Source organism: Ktedonospora formicarum (assembly GCF_016587355.1).
In the GTDB taxonomy this organism is placed as follows: domain Bacteria; phylum Chloroflexota; class Ktedonobacteria; order Ktedonobacterales; family Ktedonobacteraceae; genus Ktedonobacter; species Ktedonobacter formicarum.
This window is the reverse complement of record NZ_BNJF01000002.1, coordinates 36,269-52,241: the sequence shown is the minus strand read 5'-3', so window position 1 is coordinate 52,241 and position 15,973 is coordinate 36,269. Positions and strand designations below refer to the sequence as shown.

The following is a 15,973-nucleotide window of genomic DNA, read 5'->3' as shown; positions in this document are numbered from 1 at the left end:
GAAGAATTGATCACAAATACGACAATTTCTATCACATTGAAAGGTGCTTGATATCTGTCCTTGTGAGGTCCCTCTGACGCGCTTCAAAGGACATCGCGCCAAGGAGTGTTGTACCGCCAACAGGCGTATCGGCAACGGCAAGTGATGAAGCATTGGGAACAATGGAGATTGATCGTGTTCTCATGATCAAGAGCGGCTCAGTGCAAAAACGTGCCGCACCCAGAGTGGGGATGCGCTACACATTTTGCACTAAAATGCACAGCCAAATTGTGCTAGCTTCCGGCTATACTCTGAATCATTGTTGAAAGTTCTCTTCTAGGTCAGGTTCACCTGAGAGAGATGTAGTCTATTCTGCCGCTGCCTTTTGCGCGAAGATTGGATGCACGAAGAAACGAACCATCTGGATGAGATGGGGTTCACGGTCAGGACTTTGCGGAGTCGGCTGAGATGCAAGTATTCTGCTTCTCAGACGAGCCCATGGAGCCTTGTACGTTGAGGTGCCTGTTTCCGGAAGCGGTCAGAAAGGCCACTTCCATGAGCCAGCCAGGAGGCTGACATGTCGGGACTGACGGTCGAAGATGTGGCGGCGCTGACGAACCAGCGGCCCGAGAAGATGAGCCGTGCGGACGTGGCGGCGCTGACGGAACAGCAGATCATGTGGCTGAGCCCCGAGGAGATGGCGGCGCTTCTGGACCGGCTGCCCGGGGTGCTGAGCCCCGAGCAGGAGGCGGCGCTGACGATCCAGCAGATCGCGGAGATCCAGCGGCGCCAGGCGAACCAACGCTAACCACCCATCACACCAGGTACTATGGCGAGCCCGGGGATCATCCCCGGGCTCGCCGCGCTTTTCCCTGAAGCCGAAGGACACCACGTGCGACCAGACCTTCCAACACAAAAAACGCTCAAGTGTGCTCTCGCCTTCTTTCCAATCACGTGCAGTTCTCTCCCATCGACCCATCTCTCCATTGCCCCTGGACAATCTCGCCGCAAAAAAATTTGTCGCACCCGTTCTTGTCTACCTGACTGAGGGAGTAATGTTTGTTTTCCCATTTCCCCAATTGGGGGAAATGGCGTTTATAGAGACGTGAGGCTTTTGACTCGCTTTGTCTCGATAATCTCACCTGCCACTGTAGTGCCTCATCTAAGAGCGTAAAAATCTCTCTGCCATTGTTGTTTTCAGTCGCTTAACTGTAAGAAATGATACGCATGGTTGACGTAGCTACTATCTGTCTATGGGAGTTCATCTAATTCGTTCATGCTTTTTTTATGCGGGCCGTTGGCATTGGCACCGCAGATGGAATGGCTGTCGAAAGACAATTCGTAGTCTTTGACGTTTCAGTTGGAGTAACGAGAAAGCAATGAGGAGAGGGAAATCCCCCTCCTGGAATTCCTTTCTGTTGTATTCCTTGAATTAAAATCAATGAGATGCTTCCTATGAGGAGTGCCATAACGACGGCTGCGAATATCCATTCCCGTCGTTGGAACATTTTTCTTGTTGACGCTCCGGTTTTCTTGTGCATGCAATAGTTTCCAATTTTCTTTCTGCATTTGGAAATGGTTCTCTTTGGGAACGAAACTTTAAGAAACAATATTCCTAATCTCAGCACATAAGCCTACGATTGGATCAACAATGATCTTTGCCTATCCATTTGTAATCAGATGAGTAGCTAAGCAAGCACTACGCTAAAGATCTCACTATCCCCATGTATGTTGGTTGTTTTATGGCAGCGAGCTGGTTCTCCTCCGGAGAGGCCGAGGAGAAGCTTCCCTAGTAGACTTTAAGGAGTATAGATGATGGAACACTCAGAAAAGCTATGATTTATCTGTAGATCTTAATTCATGAAAATTTGCGCTTTAAATGAGGAAGAGCGGTATCCATTATCATATCCGCGCCAGAAGACCGCTGGGCTTCACCCATGGGGATGAATGGCGCGTTCCTCTGTGAGGGAGAGAGGGTGTTGCACATGGTTGCTTGTGTACACGGTTTCTGCTAGACTGTCACGTATGAAACAAACACACGCCTATAAATACAGGTTGTACCCGACGGACGAGCAGAAGCACACACTTGCTCGCACCTTTGGCTGTGTTCGTTTCGTGTACAATTGGGCGCTGCGCAAGAAGACCGATGCCTTCTCCAACGAGCACCAACGCCTCTCCTACAAAGATCTTTCTGCCATGCTCCCTCAGGTGAAAAAGCAAGAGGCGTCTACCTGGCTCTCCGAGGTGTCAAGCGTCCCTTTACAGCAAGCCCTTCGCCACCTCGACAAAGCCTTCCTCAATTTCTTTGAAGGGCGTGCCAAGTATCCTCGGTTCAAAAAGAAGCGCCAGCGCCAATCGGCGACCTATACCGCCAATGCCTTCATCTGGCGCCATGGCTTCCTCACCCTGGCCAAGATGCAGGATCCCCTTGACATTCGTTGGTCGCGTCCCTTACCAGAAGGTGCCATCCCTTCGAGTGTCACCATCACCAAAGACCGTGCTGATCGCTATTTCGCGAGCATTTTGGTGGAAGAGGAGATGGCGCATTTGTCATCCAATGAGCAGGTGATTGGGGCTGACCTTGGCTTGACATCCTTTGTGGTGCTCTCCGATGGCGAAATAGTGGGCAATCCCAGGTTCTTCCACAAGGATGAGAAAAAGCTCGCCAAAGCCCAACGTCGTCATGCCAGGAAGCAGAAAGGCTCCAGGAACCGCGAGAAGGCGCGTCTGAAGGTGGCTCGTTTGCATGCCCGTATCGCTGACCGCCGCCGTGATTTTCTGCACAAGCTCTCGACTCGACTCATACGCGAGAACCAAGTGGTATGTGTTGAGTCGTTGGCTGTGAAGAACATGCTCAAGAATGGCAAGCTTAGCAAGGCGATCAGCGATGTGGGCTGGAGTGAGTTTGTGACCCAACTCGGCTACAAAGCGGACTGGTATGGGCGAACGCTGGTCAAGATTGACACGTGGTATCCATCCAGCAAGCGCTGCTTCGCGTGTGGGCATGTGCTCGATGCCTTACCTCTTGAGATTCGTCGCTGGGACTGCCCCCAGTGTGGGGTGCATCATGACCGTGATGTCAACGCGGCCAAGAATATTGTGGCGGCTGGGCAAGCCGTCCTGGCCTGTGGAGAGGCCGTAAGACCTGAGCGAGTTCCGTCTCGTTCGGGCAAGCCTCCGCGAAGCAGGAAACCCTCGAGGTGACTCGGGCAATCCCATGCTCTTCAAGCATGGGGAGGATGTCAATTTAGAAAAGGATACCGCTCTTCCATTTCATTCAATAGTGTTTCTACTTATAAGGGCCTCCAGTTGTCTAATGAGGGCCAAGCAAAGTAGTTTCGCGGCACAAGCAATGTTTGCTGAGCGCTAGTCTCTTCCCTCTTCTAGGGCCCTGGAAGAAGTGACGAGTGAGGTGCCACACCCCTCACTCGTCACCATTGCTCACATTAGCGGTCGTTGCCGCCAGTAGAACTATCGGTGCTGGTGGCGGTGCCACCAGACCGATTGATCCTCTGTGCTCGGATGATCTCTTCCCTGACACTTCGCACTGGTTGCACGCGCACTTGCTGCTTGCGTACTGGTTGCTCCTGTTCGCTCGTCATGTTGTTCACCTCCCTCCACTTATCCTGAAAGATCGAATACTCTTCTCACCAAAAGAGAAAACCAGAACAATTGAGCCTAGATGCATGAGAACCTTCATTATGAGAAGTGCCTCTGATGTTGATCAAGGACCTGATCAAGCGCTGGCTTCCGATCCACCAGCATGATGACTGGGTGGCTTCGCCGCCACTCCTGTCAACCCTCTTCGCATCAATGATGCGCAGGATGGGAGACTGGCTGCTATCGGCATATGGAGATAGCGTTTACAGATCCATTGCCTGAGCAATATATTCAGCGAAAGTGATATACTTCCTCACTATGGTGTTTATGTCCCATCTTACAGGCAGTTCCAATGAAATGCCTGCAATTTACGGGAGTTCAAGCCCGCAATTGGAACAGTGGGTGCCAGTTTGATCGGTTGCGTAACAGCGGGGACACCTGATAGGCGGCTTTTTCTTTGACACTAGGAAGACATGCCTCCTCTCATCTCTCGGAAATTACTTTTGACCAGTCCACAAGATATCTATGCGGTAGGCAAACCTCTCATGCGACAGATGAGGAATCCTTTATTGGGTGAATACGTCTATCTTAGAATTATCTCCTTCCATATTGATCGCTATCGTTGTTTGGCGATAGCTGGAACGACGGTTGGTAGTTGTGGATCTTTGTATCTTCCTTGCAATGGAACCAGCTATCAGCTAAGTTCAGCTCACATTGTAAGGAAGTGGGCTCAACGAAATCTGCTGTATGCAAAGATCCCGGAGCGGAAGCAAGTACCGGCGATAATTCGCGCTAGCCACCTGCTGGTGGCATCATGGCAGCGAGCAGGTACGAAAAAGCAAGGTTCCTCGAGGGGAACCATGGAGAAGCTTCAGCATACATGCGAGCACAATGACTGTCTACAAACAAGATCTTCCAAGGAAGAACAGCGAGCCAAGGTCTCATTGTGTGCATCGAGGAGAATGCTTCTTAAGTGTACCTAAGGAGTGTAGAAGATGGAACACTCAGAAAGGTTATGATTTCTCTGTGAGCTTCCACGCGGATTTGTATCTCTTTAAAAATTGTAAGTTCTTCTTCGATAACCCGCTCAAACTGCAGTTGTCCATTGCGCCCGATCAGACATAGTATAAATTCTGGATAAAGGCAAAGGCATGTCTTTGACACTCCTGTGCTGTAAGACATTTGCCAGGGATGGCAGCACAGCGTCATGAGAACACGTGATCCCTGTATCTCCCTTTATGATGGTTATTCTTGTACGGCCTGTGCCCGTTCCAGAAGTTCCCGGGTGATGATGCGATTTTTCATGGGCCTGGAGAAGACAATGGAAGTCGAGACGATACTAAAGCGTGAGAGTTGTTCGATGACCTGCTCCAGATGAGGCATAGAGCAAGTGACCACTTTGATCACCACACAATCGTTGCCTGTGATTTTGTAGCATTCCAGTACTTCGGGAACTGCACTAGCCAGGTCAGCGACACGGCTACAGTTCTCGCCGGCAAAGCTCCCCAGGCGGAGAATGGAGAGGACCGAGAAACCGATTTTCGTCAGGTCGACCTCTGCGTGATAGCCAGTAATGATGCCTGCTTCCTCCATTTTTCGAATGCGCTCAGCGACTGAGGGGAGGGAGAGTCCCACGCGCAGCCCCAGTTCTTTGTATGAGAGGCGCCCATTTTCCTGCAATTCCATGAGCAGACGCCATCCAGTTTCATCGAGGAGTTTTTCAATTTCTAAGGCCATAGTAGCATTTTCCCTTCTTCTCTCAGGCAAAACAACCGAAAGGGCTTCCTTTCTTGCTGTATTCTAACATACACAAAGAGTATACTAGAGCCCTGGATACGCTCATCATTTTCCATTTGGAAAGGTATAGAACCTATGGATAATCGCAAATTCCTCAGTTTCGGAATCAAAACGGGGCAACGCTATTCCACTCATACTGCGCTACTTGATGTGTGGCAGGAGGCTGATAGCATTCCCGTCTTCGAGCATGCCTGGCTCAACGATCACTTTATGGACCTGAGCAGCACTCCTCCTGGCCCCTACCTGGAATCGTGGATTCTGCTCGCAGCGCTGGCAGCCCGGACCCAACGTTTACGTATTGGCGTTATGGTCACAGACAACACCTATCGCCATCCTGCGGTGTTTGCGAAGATAGCGGCAACGGTTGATGTGATTTCCCACGGACGGCTGAATGTTGGTCTGGGAACCGGGTGGTCGGAGCAACAGCACCATGCCTATGGCATCCCGTTACCCCCGCCGGGCGAACGCGTCCGCCGGTTAGGTGAGGCGTGCGAGGTGATCCAGCGCCTCTGGAGCGAGCCAGCCGTGACATTCGACGGGAGCTACTACCAGCTGCATGAAGCCCCCTGCGATCCCAAGCCTGTACAGAAGCCGTTTCCCCCGTTTGCTATTGGTGGTGAGGGCGAGCGGACTTTACAGGTCATCGCGCGCTATGCAGATATCTGGGATTGTAGTGTCGCGACCCCGAACCTCTACGCGCAAAAACGCCTCCTTCTGGAGAGCTATTGTAGGGCTATTGGTCGCGATTCAGCGACCATCGCATATTCCAGGCATATTCCTGTTGATCCCGCCGATCTCAAGGCGACGCTGGCTGAAACGCGTGCTTTTCTCGAAGTGGGAGCTACGCACATCATCTATCATGTTCCGGTGCCTGCGTCTGGAAACATACTGCGTCGTTTGGCAGAGGAAGTCGCGTTGCCGTTGCAAGCGGAATATCAGTAAATACACCACGTGAGGTCAGCTCCCTTGTGAACTTCCGATCATCAGTGGAACCTTTGATTGCTGATCTTCTCTTACTTTTTCAAGAAAGGCCAACCAATAACTATCGGGCCAAGTAGCCACCGCTGATGTTTCCCCTTTCAGAAAAGTTGAGCTCAAGTGGGATTGAGATGGGAGCAGGCCCATGAGTATGAATGAACCGGACTATAACGCTAAGCGCTTAGCGTTATAGTCCGGTTCATTCATACTCATGGGTCTATACCGAAAAAATGTCGGGACCCCGATTGGGCATATGGAGTCAGGCTGTAATATCTTGCTACATCCTACGCTCCTGTGTGTTCAAGAACTCTAAAACAGTGCTGGTGAACAATTCTGGCTGCTCCATGCTCAGCATGTGACCAGCGCCTGACACAGTCTTTTGCTGTGCTCCGGTGATGCACGTTGTAAGCTCCTGAGCAATGACCAGTTTTTGAGGAACATCGTAATCACCAACAAGGACGAGTGTGGGCATATGAAGCTCTGCCAGGCGCTGGGCAGCTGGTGGATCGAGAGCTATCACCTCTGCGCCCTCAGGAGTTGGAATAGTAAAGGCATGATATTGCATGTCATGTACTCTCCGGCGAACAAGCGGGTCCACCTGGTCGGGAGTGCGTCGTGAACCATCGACCCACATTCGCAGGTTCAGTTCAGTCGCGCCCTCGACATCACCGCGTTCCAGCAAGGCTTCCTCTTCCTCGCCAAAGCGCCGTATCTCTTCAGATGGAGGATAACCGCTGATGTCAGGGGCAACCAGAAGAAGTGAATCAATCATCTCAGGATGGGCAAGCGCGAAATCGAGCGCAACCTTGCCGCCAAACGAGGCTCCGATCACATGAGCCTTCTCAATACCGAGATGCCGCAGAAGCGCAGCAGGATCTTCATAAAAGGCAAACGGCCTAGCAGGAACCCGAGATTGGCCATAGGAATGCTGATCGTAGCGAATGGTCCGATACTGCTGAGCAAAAACCGCAAATTGTTCATCCCACATCCGGTGATCTGCGATGCCCGCATGGATCAAAAGCAGCGCCGGACCCTGACCGGCAACTTCATAATACAAGGGAGCTTCCTGCACATCCAGGAAGCCAGTGTTTGATGTGAATTCTGTCACGAAAGTCTCTTTCTTTACAAAGGATATGATCTTAACGGTGTAATGGAGAATGAAAGAGGCTAATAGATACCAATAATAGGTATGATGTGCAAATGTGTCAGTGACAGCGAGATGCACAGAAGAGCCTCGCGTAAGAGTGAATTTTTTGAACCATCTCTATGCACCTCCTTTCGCTTGTGTTGTAGAATCGCATCGTAGCTCATGCAAAAGCCATTGTCAATATGGTGATCTTTTTTGTTTGGGAAAGGCCCTTACGTATGAATAGACCAGGATCAACATGAAGCGCGAAGAAGCGGTTTGCGTTCTCGGTACGCTGGTCGGGGAGTGCGTTGAAAGCCCCCAGAATGCTTCAAGTAGTTGAGAGTCTGTTCTTTGTTTTGTCAACAAAAACAAGGGAAATTGGTTATATGCTTCATGTTTTGGGGAGCCACAGAGCTCCAGATGGAGCGGTCGGCAATCCTACTACCAGGAGCGTTGCCCACAGATGTACCTGAGAGGCCAGCATCTCGGGTAAGGATCTCCACTTTGTCCTCTGGATGCCGTCGCTGGAAATACAGAGGGCTTTATTGTGAGGTGAAAGAGCTATGAAGTGGAAGACAGGGGAGGTGAGTGGCCTAGACAAGTTTTTCTGTCTGGGCCACTCACCTCTCCTACTTGTTGATGCTGCTGACTACACGGAGAAGTCGACGACTATTCGCTCTCTCCGCTCGCCTGCTTGTGCAGTTGCGTAGCCTTGTCACGCAACACCTTCGCGCCCGCAGCGTCGCCCTCCTTCTCCAGCGTGTTCGCTTTCAGAGAAGCAGACAGCGCCTGGGCCCGCAGTTCTGCGGCTGCCTTCTCACCCGGCTTGGACATATTGACCTTCTCTCTGTTCCTAGAAATTGTTTCAAGGTGGACATATTGCCCCAGGAGCGGAAGAAATTCTTCCAATTCCTGAGAAAACATTCGTTCTTTCGGAACGACAATCAACTCAGAGATTGGAAACTATTCTCCCATCGATCAAAAATGGGTATAAGTATTCAAAGCGATCACATCGAATACTGTTTCCTCATAACAGATGAGCATTGAAGGGCAAGGTTGAAGGGTCATGCATTTATTTACTTGCAGAGGTGGTGTCTGCAAATAAATGTGCTCGATGAACTCAAAGCGTGAGACACATGCAATCCCACCTGGATACTGAGCGAACACAAGCTGGGAACATCTGCTTGTGCTAGCTGGCGTATCCATAGCCAACTATACTGGCTCTTCACTCCACCGTAACGGCCAGAAAAAACGTTGTGAGCATACAGGCACGAATAATCACCGTTGTCTCCAAGCTTCCAGATATAAAAGTGGATGCGAGCCAAATCGACGTTATCAATGCCAATGCTCAAACTCTAGATGATAATGGTAGTATAGAGAGTGACAATCACAAATTAGGTAGATGTTGATTGTGAGAGCATAGCTTCCCTAGGGTTCTCTCAGACATAAGAGAAACCCTGTGACGTCAGGAGATCTGATCCAGAATGACGTGTAGTGTGACGTTGGTACTCAGCGAAGTTGGCATGGTCTATGGCAAACGCTTGATTCCCACTCCAGAAACCAGGAACGCTTTTCCTGCTCTCTCCTGTGGATCGCTTGCACATTCGACAACTGCATGAGCTACATCTTCTGTTGTCGGCATCGCGCCCCTGTTTTTAAGAAAGTCTGCAGGTGATAGACCGAGAGAGGACGCGTAAGCTTCGATTGCCGCCTTGCCAAGGTCTGTCTCTGGCATAATCCCCCCCGGTGCAAGCGCGAGAAAGCGTAAACTGAGATGCAAGCGATCGGATTCCTTCTGAGCATACTTCGCTAGAAACATTTGCATGCGCTTGGCCCCTGCATAGCCACCTGAAAGCGGCGAATCCCCCATAGCAGCGCCGCTAGAGATGAGAATCACGGTTGCTCCGGTAGGCAACGGTGTGGTCAAGGCTGCTTGTGAGAAGAGCAAGGACAGCTTCACATCACTGTGCCAGTTGCGGGAAAACTGCTCCCACGTTTGCTCCACCAGGGGCGCCATATGAGGGATGGACCCCGCACAAACAACGAGGATATCGGGCACGAGCCTCTCAAACACCTGTACTGGAGCACCCTCCTCCGTCGCGTCCACTGTGAGGATCTGCACTCCTGGAAATGCAGAGGCGAGTTGATTAAGTGGCTCGGCTGATCTGGCTACGGCAAGTACTTGGGCGCCTTCAGCGTAAACCGCAGCCACAATGCTACGCCCCAGACCACGACTAGCTCCGATGACGACCACATTTTTGCCCTGTAAACGCCGTGTCTGACTTGGTTCATTCATAACACACTCCTTTTGGACCTCCTGATATCCTTTTGAAAAACACATATATAGGCTTGTTGCCTCATTCTCTCCAGGAGCCATGCTCCTCTTACTTGAGACGAGCGTCAAACTAAGCTGGTACTCTATAAATGCATCCCATGCAGTGCTGCTTGAACGGCAAACATCCACTCGATATCAAGCAGATGGCAGCGTCCGCAGATCTAGAGGATGCTTCTGTCCATTTTGAGCCGCTCCCCACGCTGATGTTCCGAGAAAATCGGCGGCATGGCGATGCGCGAACTCGGCAAAGGGGGTGGGGCGAATGCCCAACGTGGTATGCGTCTCAAGATGTACCACTTCTTCACCATTGCCTTCTCGACGCAAGCTTGACTGCATATCGAGTGCATCTACAATGTAGGCGGGAATGCCTGCCGTAAGCTGGGCTTGCTTCCTTTCTTCCGGAGAGATGTTGACATAGCGAACAGTCGATCCTGTGGCAAGGGAGATCTGTTCGGCAATCTCTGTCATGTTCAGTGCTTCTGGACCCGACATCATATAGGTCTTGCCCTCATGCTCGGGTTGAGTCAGCAGCGCAAAGGCGGCTTTGGCGATATCTTCCAGATCCACCGGGGCGAGTTTTGCTTCCTCGAAAGGGAGGAAAAACGCACGTTCGGCGACGATAGTGGGTACTTCCCGCAAGTACTCCGTCATGAACTGGCTGGGGCGCAAGAAGGTCCAGCCAAGCCCGGATTGTTCGAGATAGCGCGAGATTTCTGCGTGCATCCGCGAAAAGAGAAAGGATGAATCCAATGACGTCGTCACGCCGGAAAGCTTGATAATGTGGCGAACGCCTGCCTTTTTGGCAGCGTCGATGAACGTGCATTGTGTCTCCATCATTTGCTGGTTGGGAGAAGAGATCAGCAAAACACGGTCTACCCCTGAGAGCGCGTTTGTGAGTGTCTCAGGGTGCAGCATGTCACCTTCTACCAAATCCACTGCAGTTAATGCCTCTAATGCCTGTGCCGATCTGCGGCTCCTGACGAGTGCCTTCACAGGATAACTCTGACGTGCGAACTCACGGATCATAGCAGAACCGGCCAGGCCATTTGCACCTGTCACAAGAATCATGATGCCCTCCTCGCCAGCAGGATTTGTATAGTCTAGAAAGAAAGAAAGAAGCGCCTCTTGAAAAGCCCTCTCATGTGAACAATACTCCCCTGCTGTGCTTTACTCTTGAGTAGATAACTTCAAATTGTCTATGGGATGTTTCCATCAATACTTTTCTCGGTCACTGTCCTCTGTGCTGAGCCGCAATCTCATAATCAGGCTCGACTCTTGCGGGACCGTGTGATCTTCTCGATAGAAGGAGTATATTCTTGAAAGAAGAGACAATCTATGCTACATTGTCTTAAATAGTTGTCTAATCGTCTCAAAGGAGCTGAGCGTGGACGTGCTCACAGATGTCCTGAATACTCTCGAACTGAAAGGGTGGCTCTCTGCACGCAGAGAGCTTGCCCCTCCTTGGCGTTATCAATTTGTAGCCAGCCAAGATATGATTTTTCATCTCCTTGGTAGCTTTGGTGGAGGCTACCTCACTCTCAAAGGGGATCCGACGCCTCTGCGGATCGAGGATGGAGCTGTTTTGCTCTTCCCTTTCGGGCATGCTCACTCCATCGGCGACAAACTGACTTCGCCTCTGACTCAAGTTCTGCATGTGGACTATGATTCGCAGAAGCACTATCAGAGTTTCCCTGAGACATCTGAGGAAATAGAAAGGGCTGTACTCTGTGGGGCATTCCATTTGGGGCATCCTGGTGCCTTTACCTTGCTGCACAGCTTACCCAACGTGATTCACATTCCTGTTGAACAGGGCCGCACGGTGCCGGGCTTCACCGAGATTGTCCAACTGATCGCACGTGAAGCAGCCGCACCACGGCTGGGCACCGAAGTGATGCTCAGGCGTTTCACAGAACTGCTTTTCATTCACATCATCAGAGTCTGGGTAGAGCAGCAAGCGGGAGCTTCTAGAGGATGGTTAGCAGCACTACGTGATCCAGCCATCAGCAAGGCTCTTGGCTTGATTCATCAATCGGCTGAACGGGGGTGGAAGGTGGAGGAACTGGCAGCGGCAGTGGGTCTTTCCCGTGCGGTCTTCTCTGCTCGCTTTACGCGTCTGGTAGGTGAGCCTCCTATCAAGTATCTGACCCGTTGGCGAATGCACAAAGCGACCCGTTTGCTTAAAAACAATGTCAAGGTGGAAATGATCGCGGAGCTTCTCGGCTACGAGTCAGAAGTGGCTTTCCATAAAGCCTTCAAGCGAGAGGTTGGCATGCCCCCGGCTAAGTACCGTAAGTTTGGGGAGACATTCTCCACGACGTGATTGAGAGCGTGTAAAGTCGATGACAGCGTTATCAGCACCGTGTTTGACGCAATACCGAAGTCAAACATGGTGCTGATATTCTTCGGTGAACTTTGGTTATCTCACCTTGCCCCTGTGTGCAGCTCTCTGTACCATTCCCTCTCAGTATTGCAGGTTTTGGTTATTTAGATACCAAAATATTAGATGTATCTCGCTAATATCCGTATAATTACCTCAATGAACTCTTATATTGAGAAATGGGGTAAATCATAAATGACCAACTTGTATCTTATTCGTCATGGACAATCCCAGAATGCAACCAAAGGGATCGTGGGTGATGGGGGTTTATCATATCCGCGCCATTCATCCCCATGGGTGAAGCACAGCGGTCTTCTGGCGCGAATAAGATAAGCAATCTTGTGCGGGGGAGGGTTGCCTAAGTTTCTATTACTCTTTAGATCGATTATAGGCAAAATCAGCCAGAATTTCTGTCCCAAATCAGCTCATTCAACCCTCTTTCTATATGATGACGAAAGTGATGGTCGTCATAACCGTGTCTCTTCTTCGAAAAGGCTTGAAATACACAGATTGTTATTTCATCATCGTGGAGTTCCCTTTTCAGATGAGAGGAGTTTGCTATGATCCTGGTTACCGGAGCAACGGGAAATGTTGGTCGCGAGGTGGTGAGGTTGTTGGTCAATGGCGGTGAGAACGTCGTCGCGGTCACTCGCCATCTGGTTACGGCCGCGCTGCCCACAGGCGCTCGTGTGGTAGAAGGTCATCCTTCCCACCCACAAACATTGGCGTCAGCACTCTATGGTGTTGATGCAGTCTTCATCAGCCCACGTGCCCTGGGCGATGCCACGGCTGGGGCCGCGACTGTTGAACTGCTGAAGCTTGCTGCGAGCAGGGCGCGGCTCTCGACAAAGATTTGCGTTGGGAAGAGGTCTCTCCAGAGCAGTTCCGCCAGACAATGCTTGCTCAGGGTCTCCCGGAGGATGTCCCTGACAGAATGATCGGATTCTGGTCAGGCCTCAGTAGCCAGCCAGAGATGCCCATTTCAAGTACAGTGGAGCAGGTGCTAGGCCGTCCCCCCCTGACCTTTGCCGAATGGGCTATTGAGCATGCCGCAGCATTCCACAACGGTCAGAAATCCTGAAAAATTACAAACAAACATTTTCAACGAAAAGGAAATCATGTGATAAAGACTCTCAGCGGGAAGCAGGCCGTTGTGACGGGAGGGACGAGTGGCGTTGGTGCCGCAATTGTGCAGTATCTTCTGGAAGAAGGGCCGCCGTGCTGACATCTGCTTGCTCTAATAGGGAGACCTTTTCACCAGATGCCTCGTTCGTGCAAGCTAATCTCGGCACAGTTGAGGGGTACAGTATCTAGTGGGCAGGCACTGACGAAGCTTGGTGCAATCGATATTCTAGTCAACAATGCCGCCGCAACGCAGCAATTGTTTCATGCCACCGGATTACAGGCTATCGAAGACGCAGAGTGGCAGCAGGCATTCAATGTCAACGTGCTAGCGGCCGTTCGACTCGACAAGGCGCTCCTACCGCGTATGCTTGTGAAAAAAGAAAAAGGAGAAAAGAACATATGGTTACTGTAGGGTTTCTCATTCAATTTGAGGTGAAGCCAGGAAAAGAGGCGGATGCCGAGCGTGAGCTCAAAGCAGCGTTGACAGTGGTGCAGAAGGAGCCAGCAACGACGGCCTGGTTCGCAGCCCGGGTGGGTCCTTCGAAGTATGCTGTCTTCGATGTTTTTCCAGACGAAGAAGGGAGACAAACCCACTTCAATGCCAATGTAGAGCCGTTGCGTGCGGTCGCTTCCGAGCTGTTTGTTGAAGGTTCAATGGTCATGGAGAGGGTTGATATCCTGGCAGCTAAGCTTCCTGAGTAGAGTTGCAAGGATTATTCTGCGCCGGAGGGACTATGCACCTTGCCAGGATCTCATGAGGTTCTGGCAAGCTAAATACACGAGGGACAGATGTCAGGATTCATTGAATCTTTGGAGAGATGTGAATGTTCGATACACAAATTTACGCTTGAATCTAAGGAGGAACAGATTGGTTGCGTCACTATATACAAATAGCGAGATCTCTCTCCCACAAGGTGTTGTACGGTATCGGGATGAGGGGACAGGACCAATACTTGTTTTCGTTCATGGTTTGCTGGTCAATAGCGCTCTCTGGCGTGATGTCATTGCTGCCCTTTCAGGGCAATTTCGTTGCATTGCCTTGGATTTACCTTTTGGAGCTCATACAAGCCCCCTCCATGCTGATGCTGATCTTCGTCCATCAGGAATTGCGCAACTCATAGCTGATTGCTTCGAGGCATTAGATATACATGATATTACGCTTGTTGGAAATGATACTGGTGGTGCTATTTGTCAGTTGACAATTGCCAACCACCCTGAGCGGATCTCGCGGCTCATTTTGACGAATTGTGATGCCTTTGAGGATTTTTTTCCGCTACCTCTTCAGCCTCTTGTCGTGGGAGCGCGGCTCTTTGGAATTCGCTTTGCGGACTTCCTCACATGGGTACTTCAAACCAAGCGAGCTCAACGGCTTCTGATGACCTCCGTTTCGCTTCGGCGCGCGGAAGATGCAACACTTGACGTCTACTTTTCGGCACTACGGAGTGGTAATAGAGGGATCAGATATGACCTCATCCAGTTTCTCAAGCATGTCTCGAATCGCTCTACAATAGGAGCCGCGAAATCATTTCGACAGTATCAGCGTCCTGTATTGATTGTCTGGGGTAAGAACGACCTTTTCTTTTCGGCCCGTAATGCCAGAAGGCTTAAACAAGCATTTCCTTATGCCAGCCTGGAATTTGTTTCGCAATCACGCGCGTTCGTACCAGAAGATCAACCGGTTCTCCTTGCTCAAAAAATTGTTGAATTTGTAGGTGAGTCAAGTGCAATAGAGCCCAATGGGAAAGAAAAGTAAATAGGTCACTCGTGTCATTTCTTTTGTTCCTCCCGTGCGCGCCCAGTCCAAAAGACTCGACACCATACGGAAAACACAGCAACGCTACTCTGTTTCGCCTCGCGCGGAAGTTGCTCCAATTTCAGGTGCCTAAGCCTTTTTGTACCGCAGGTCGACTTCCGATTGCTCACAGAGATGCCAGAAATTTGATCCCCCACCGTTTGAGCAGATCTGATTTCTTCAATGGATCACTATGACCATCAACATAAACATCAATGGCTTTTTCGTCTAAAAACGATGAGAGCATCGACCAGGAAGTTTTCTTGTTACTGCTCTGCAAATATCCTGGTGGGGGATAGTAGCAATCCCCTATGAACATGACATGGCTCTCTTTCACGCGCACCACGATGGAATCTGCTGCATGAACCCCTCCAACATGCTCAAGTTCTAAGGTGAGTCCATCCAGTGGCAAGGTGAGCTGGTGTGAAAAGGTAATATCAGGGAGAATGATTTGAAAATGATCCCAGACCTCATGATGCGTGCCAGGCTCGTTTTGCTGGATCTGTGTCTTTAGGGCTGCCAGTCCTCCACGCTGCTGAATATGTTGTGTGAGTAATTGCTGGCAGAGTTCATGAGCAATGACAGGAACGCCAAAGGTGCTAGCACCAAAGATGTGATCCCAATGGTGATGGGTATAGATGATCTGACTGATAGGCGGTGCATTCAGGTGCTTAAGTGCAGCCAGAAGCCGTTGTGCATGATATGGGCTATTTCCGCAATCTACTAAGACTGTTTGGGTCGAAGTGCAGATAATGCCCACATTCGGCTGGACTTTGTTTGGGTGCTTGTCACGAGGGAGTATCCAGATATTCTCAGCGAGTTGATTTAGTGCTTCCGATAGCAACGTTTGTCCTTTCATTG

The 15,973-nt window shown here is 50.6% G+C and carries 17 protein-coding genes; 9 read left to right on the top strand and 8 right to left on the bottom strand.

The features are described from left to right. Nucleotides 1-31: 31 nt before the first annotated feature. Nucleotides 32-184 carry a hypothetical protein gene (locus K3T82_RS19270; protein ID WP_220195184.1) on the bottom strand — a complete coding sequence of 51 codons (153 nt, stop codon included), beginning with the start codon at nt 182-184 and terminating at the stop codon, nt 32-34. 372 nt (nt 185-556) lie between these two features. Between K3T82_RS19270 and K3T82_RS19265 the strand changes: the two genes are divergently transcribed. Together K3T82_RS19265 and tnpB are read left to right on the top strand one after the other, a co-directional pair. After that, nucleotides 557-787, top strand: a complete 231-nt coding sequence (locus K3T82_RS19265; RefSeq protein WP_220195183.1) for a hypothetical protein — start codon at nt 557-559, stop codon at nt 785-787. Nucleotides 788-2,004: 1,217 nt separating this feature from the next. Then, nucleotides 2,005-3,183 carry an IS200/IS605 family element RNA-guided endonuclease TnpB gene (gene tnpB / locus K3T82_RS19260; RefSeq protein WP_220195182.1) on the top strand — a complete coding sequence of 393 codons (1,179 nt, stop codon included), beginning with the start codon at nt 2,005-2,007 and terminating at the stop codon, nt 3,181-3,183. A 242-nt stretch (nt 3,184-3,425) separates the two neighbouring features. Here tnpB and K3T82_RS19255 read toward each other — a convergent pair whose 3' ends face one another. Together K3T82_RS19255 and K3T82_RS19250 are read right to left on the bottom strand one after the other, a co-directional pair. Further along, nucleotides 3,426-3,581, bottom strand: a complete 156-nt coding sequence (locus tag K3T82_RS19255) for a hypothetical protein (protein ID WP_220195181.1) — start codon at nt 3,579-3,581, stop codon at nt 3,426-3,428. Between the two features lie 1,243 nt (nt 3,582-4,824). Continuing rightward, nucleotides 4,825-5,316 carry an Lrp/AsnC family transcriptional regulator gene (locus tag K3T82_RS19250; RefSeq protein WP_220195180.1) on the bottom strand — a complete coding sequence of 164 codons (492 nt, stop codon included), beginning with the start codon at nt 5,314-5,316 and terminating at the stop codon, nt 4,825-4,827. Nucleotides 5,317-5,451: 135 nt separating this feature from the next. On the opposite strand from K3T82_RS19250, the gene K3T82_RS19245 reads away from it, so the two are divergent. Further along, entirely contained in the window at nt 5,452-6,318 is an 867-nt protein-coding gene (locus K3T82_RS19245) for a TIGR03560 family F420-dependent LLM class oxidoreductase (protein ID WP_220195179.1), read from the top strand. Between the two features lie 313 nt (nt 6,319-6,631). Here the strand turns inward: K3T82_RS19245 and K3T82_RS19240 are convergent, their stop codons facing one another. The 4 genes from K3T82_RS19240 to K3T82_RS19225 all read right to left on the bottom strand — a co-directional run bounded on the left by K3T82_RS19240 (nt 6,632) and on the right by K3T82_RS19225 (nt 10,886). Beyond that, nucleotides 6,632-7,462, bottom strand: a complete 831-nt coding sequence (locus K3T82_RS19240; protein ID WP_220195178.1) for an alpha/beta fold hydrolase — start codon at nt 7,460-7,462, stop codon at nt 6,632-6,634. Nucleotides 7,463-8,152: 690 nt separating this feature from the next. After that, nucleotides 8,153-8,407 (bottom strand): hypothetical protein, encoded by a 255-nt coding sequence (locus tag K3T82_RS19235; protein WP_220195177.1) that lies wholly within the window; start codon nt 8,405-8,407, stop codon nt 8,153-8,155. A 604-nt stretch (nt 8,408-9,011) separates the two neighbouring features. Continuing rightward, a complete protein-coding gene (locus tag K3T82_RS19230; RefSeq protein ID WP_220195176.1) occupies nt 9,012-9,779 on the bottom strand; it encodes an SDR family NAD(P)-dependent oxidoreductase in 768 nt (255 codons plus the stop codon). A 174-nt stretch (nt 9,780-9,953) separates the two neighbouring features. Continuing rightward, the gene (locus K3T82_RS19225; RefSeq protein ID WP_220195175.1) at nt 9,954-10,886 is read right to left on the bottom strand and encodes an SDR family oxidoreductase; all 933 of its coding nucleotides are present in this window, start codon (nt 10,884-10,886) and stop codon (nt 9,954-9,956) included. A 316-nt stretch (nt 10,887-11,202) separates the two neighbouring features. Between K3T82_RS19225 and K3T82_RS19220 the strand changes: the two genes are divergently transcribed. The 6 genes from K3T82_RS19220 to K3T82_RS19195 all read left to right on the top strand — a co-directional run bounded on the left by K3T82_RS19220 (nt 11,203) and on the right by K3T82_RS19195 (nt 15,073). Next, the gene (locus K3T82_RS19220) at nt 11,203-12,138 is read left to right on the top strand and encodes an AraC family transcriptional regulator (protein ID WP_220195174.1); all 936 of its coding nucleotides are present in this window, start codon (nt 11,203-11,205) and stop codon (nt 12,136-12,138) included. Between the two features lie 617 nt (nt 12,139-12,755). Next, the gene (locus tag K3T82_RS19215) at nt 12,756-13,133 is read left to right on the top strand and encodes an SDR family oxidoreductase (RefSeq protein ID WP_220195173.1); all 378 of its coding nucleotides are present in this window, start codon (nt 12,756-12,758) and stop codon (nt 13,131-13,133) included. Next, nucleotides 13,130-13,276 (top strand): hypothetical protein, encoded by a 147-nt coding sequence (locus K3T82_RS19210; protein WP_220195172.1) that lies wholly within the window; start codon nt 13,130-13,132, stop codon nt 13,274-13,276. Before K3T82_RS19215 ends, K3T82_RS19210 begins: the two co-directional genes overlap by 4 nt. A 180-nt stretch (nt 13,277-13,456) precedes the next feature. Further along, complete coding sequence (locus tag K3T82_RS19205; RefSeq protein WP_220195171.1) at nt 13,457-13,732, top strand: SDR family NAD(P)-dependent oxidoreductase; 276 nt, start codon at nt 13,457-13,459, stop codon at nt 13,730-13,732. Continuing rightward, nucleotides 13,720-14,022, top strand: a complete 303-nt coding sequence (locus K3T82_RS19200) for a putative quinol monooxygenase (protein WP_220195170.1) — start codon at nt 13,720-13,722, stop codon at nt 14,020-14,022. The genes K3T82_RS19205 and K3T82_RS19200 overlap by 13 nt, the downstream gene beginning before the upstream one ends. A 166-nt stretch (nt 14,023-14,188) precedes the next feature. After that, nucleotides 14,189-15,073: an alpha/beta fold hydrolase gene (locus tag K3T82_RS19195; protein WP_220195169.1), complete on the top strand. Its 885-nt coding sequence runs from the start codon at nt 14,189-14,191 to the stop codon at nt 15,071-15,073. 166 nt (nt 15,074-15,239) lie between these two features. Here the strand turns inward: K3T82_RS19195 and K3T82_RS19190 are convergent, their stop codons facing one another. Further along, a complete protein-coding gene (locus tag K3T82_RS19190) occupies nt 15,240-15,971 on the bottom strand; it encodes an MBL fold metallo-hydrolase (RefSeq protein WP_220195168.1) in 732 nt (243 codons plus the stop codon). Nucleotides 15,972-15,973 lie beyond the last annotated feature (2 nt).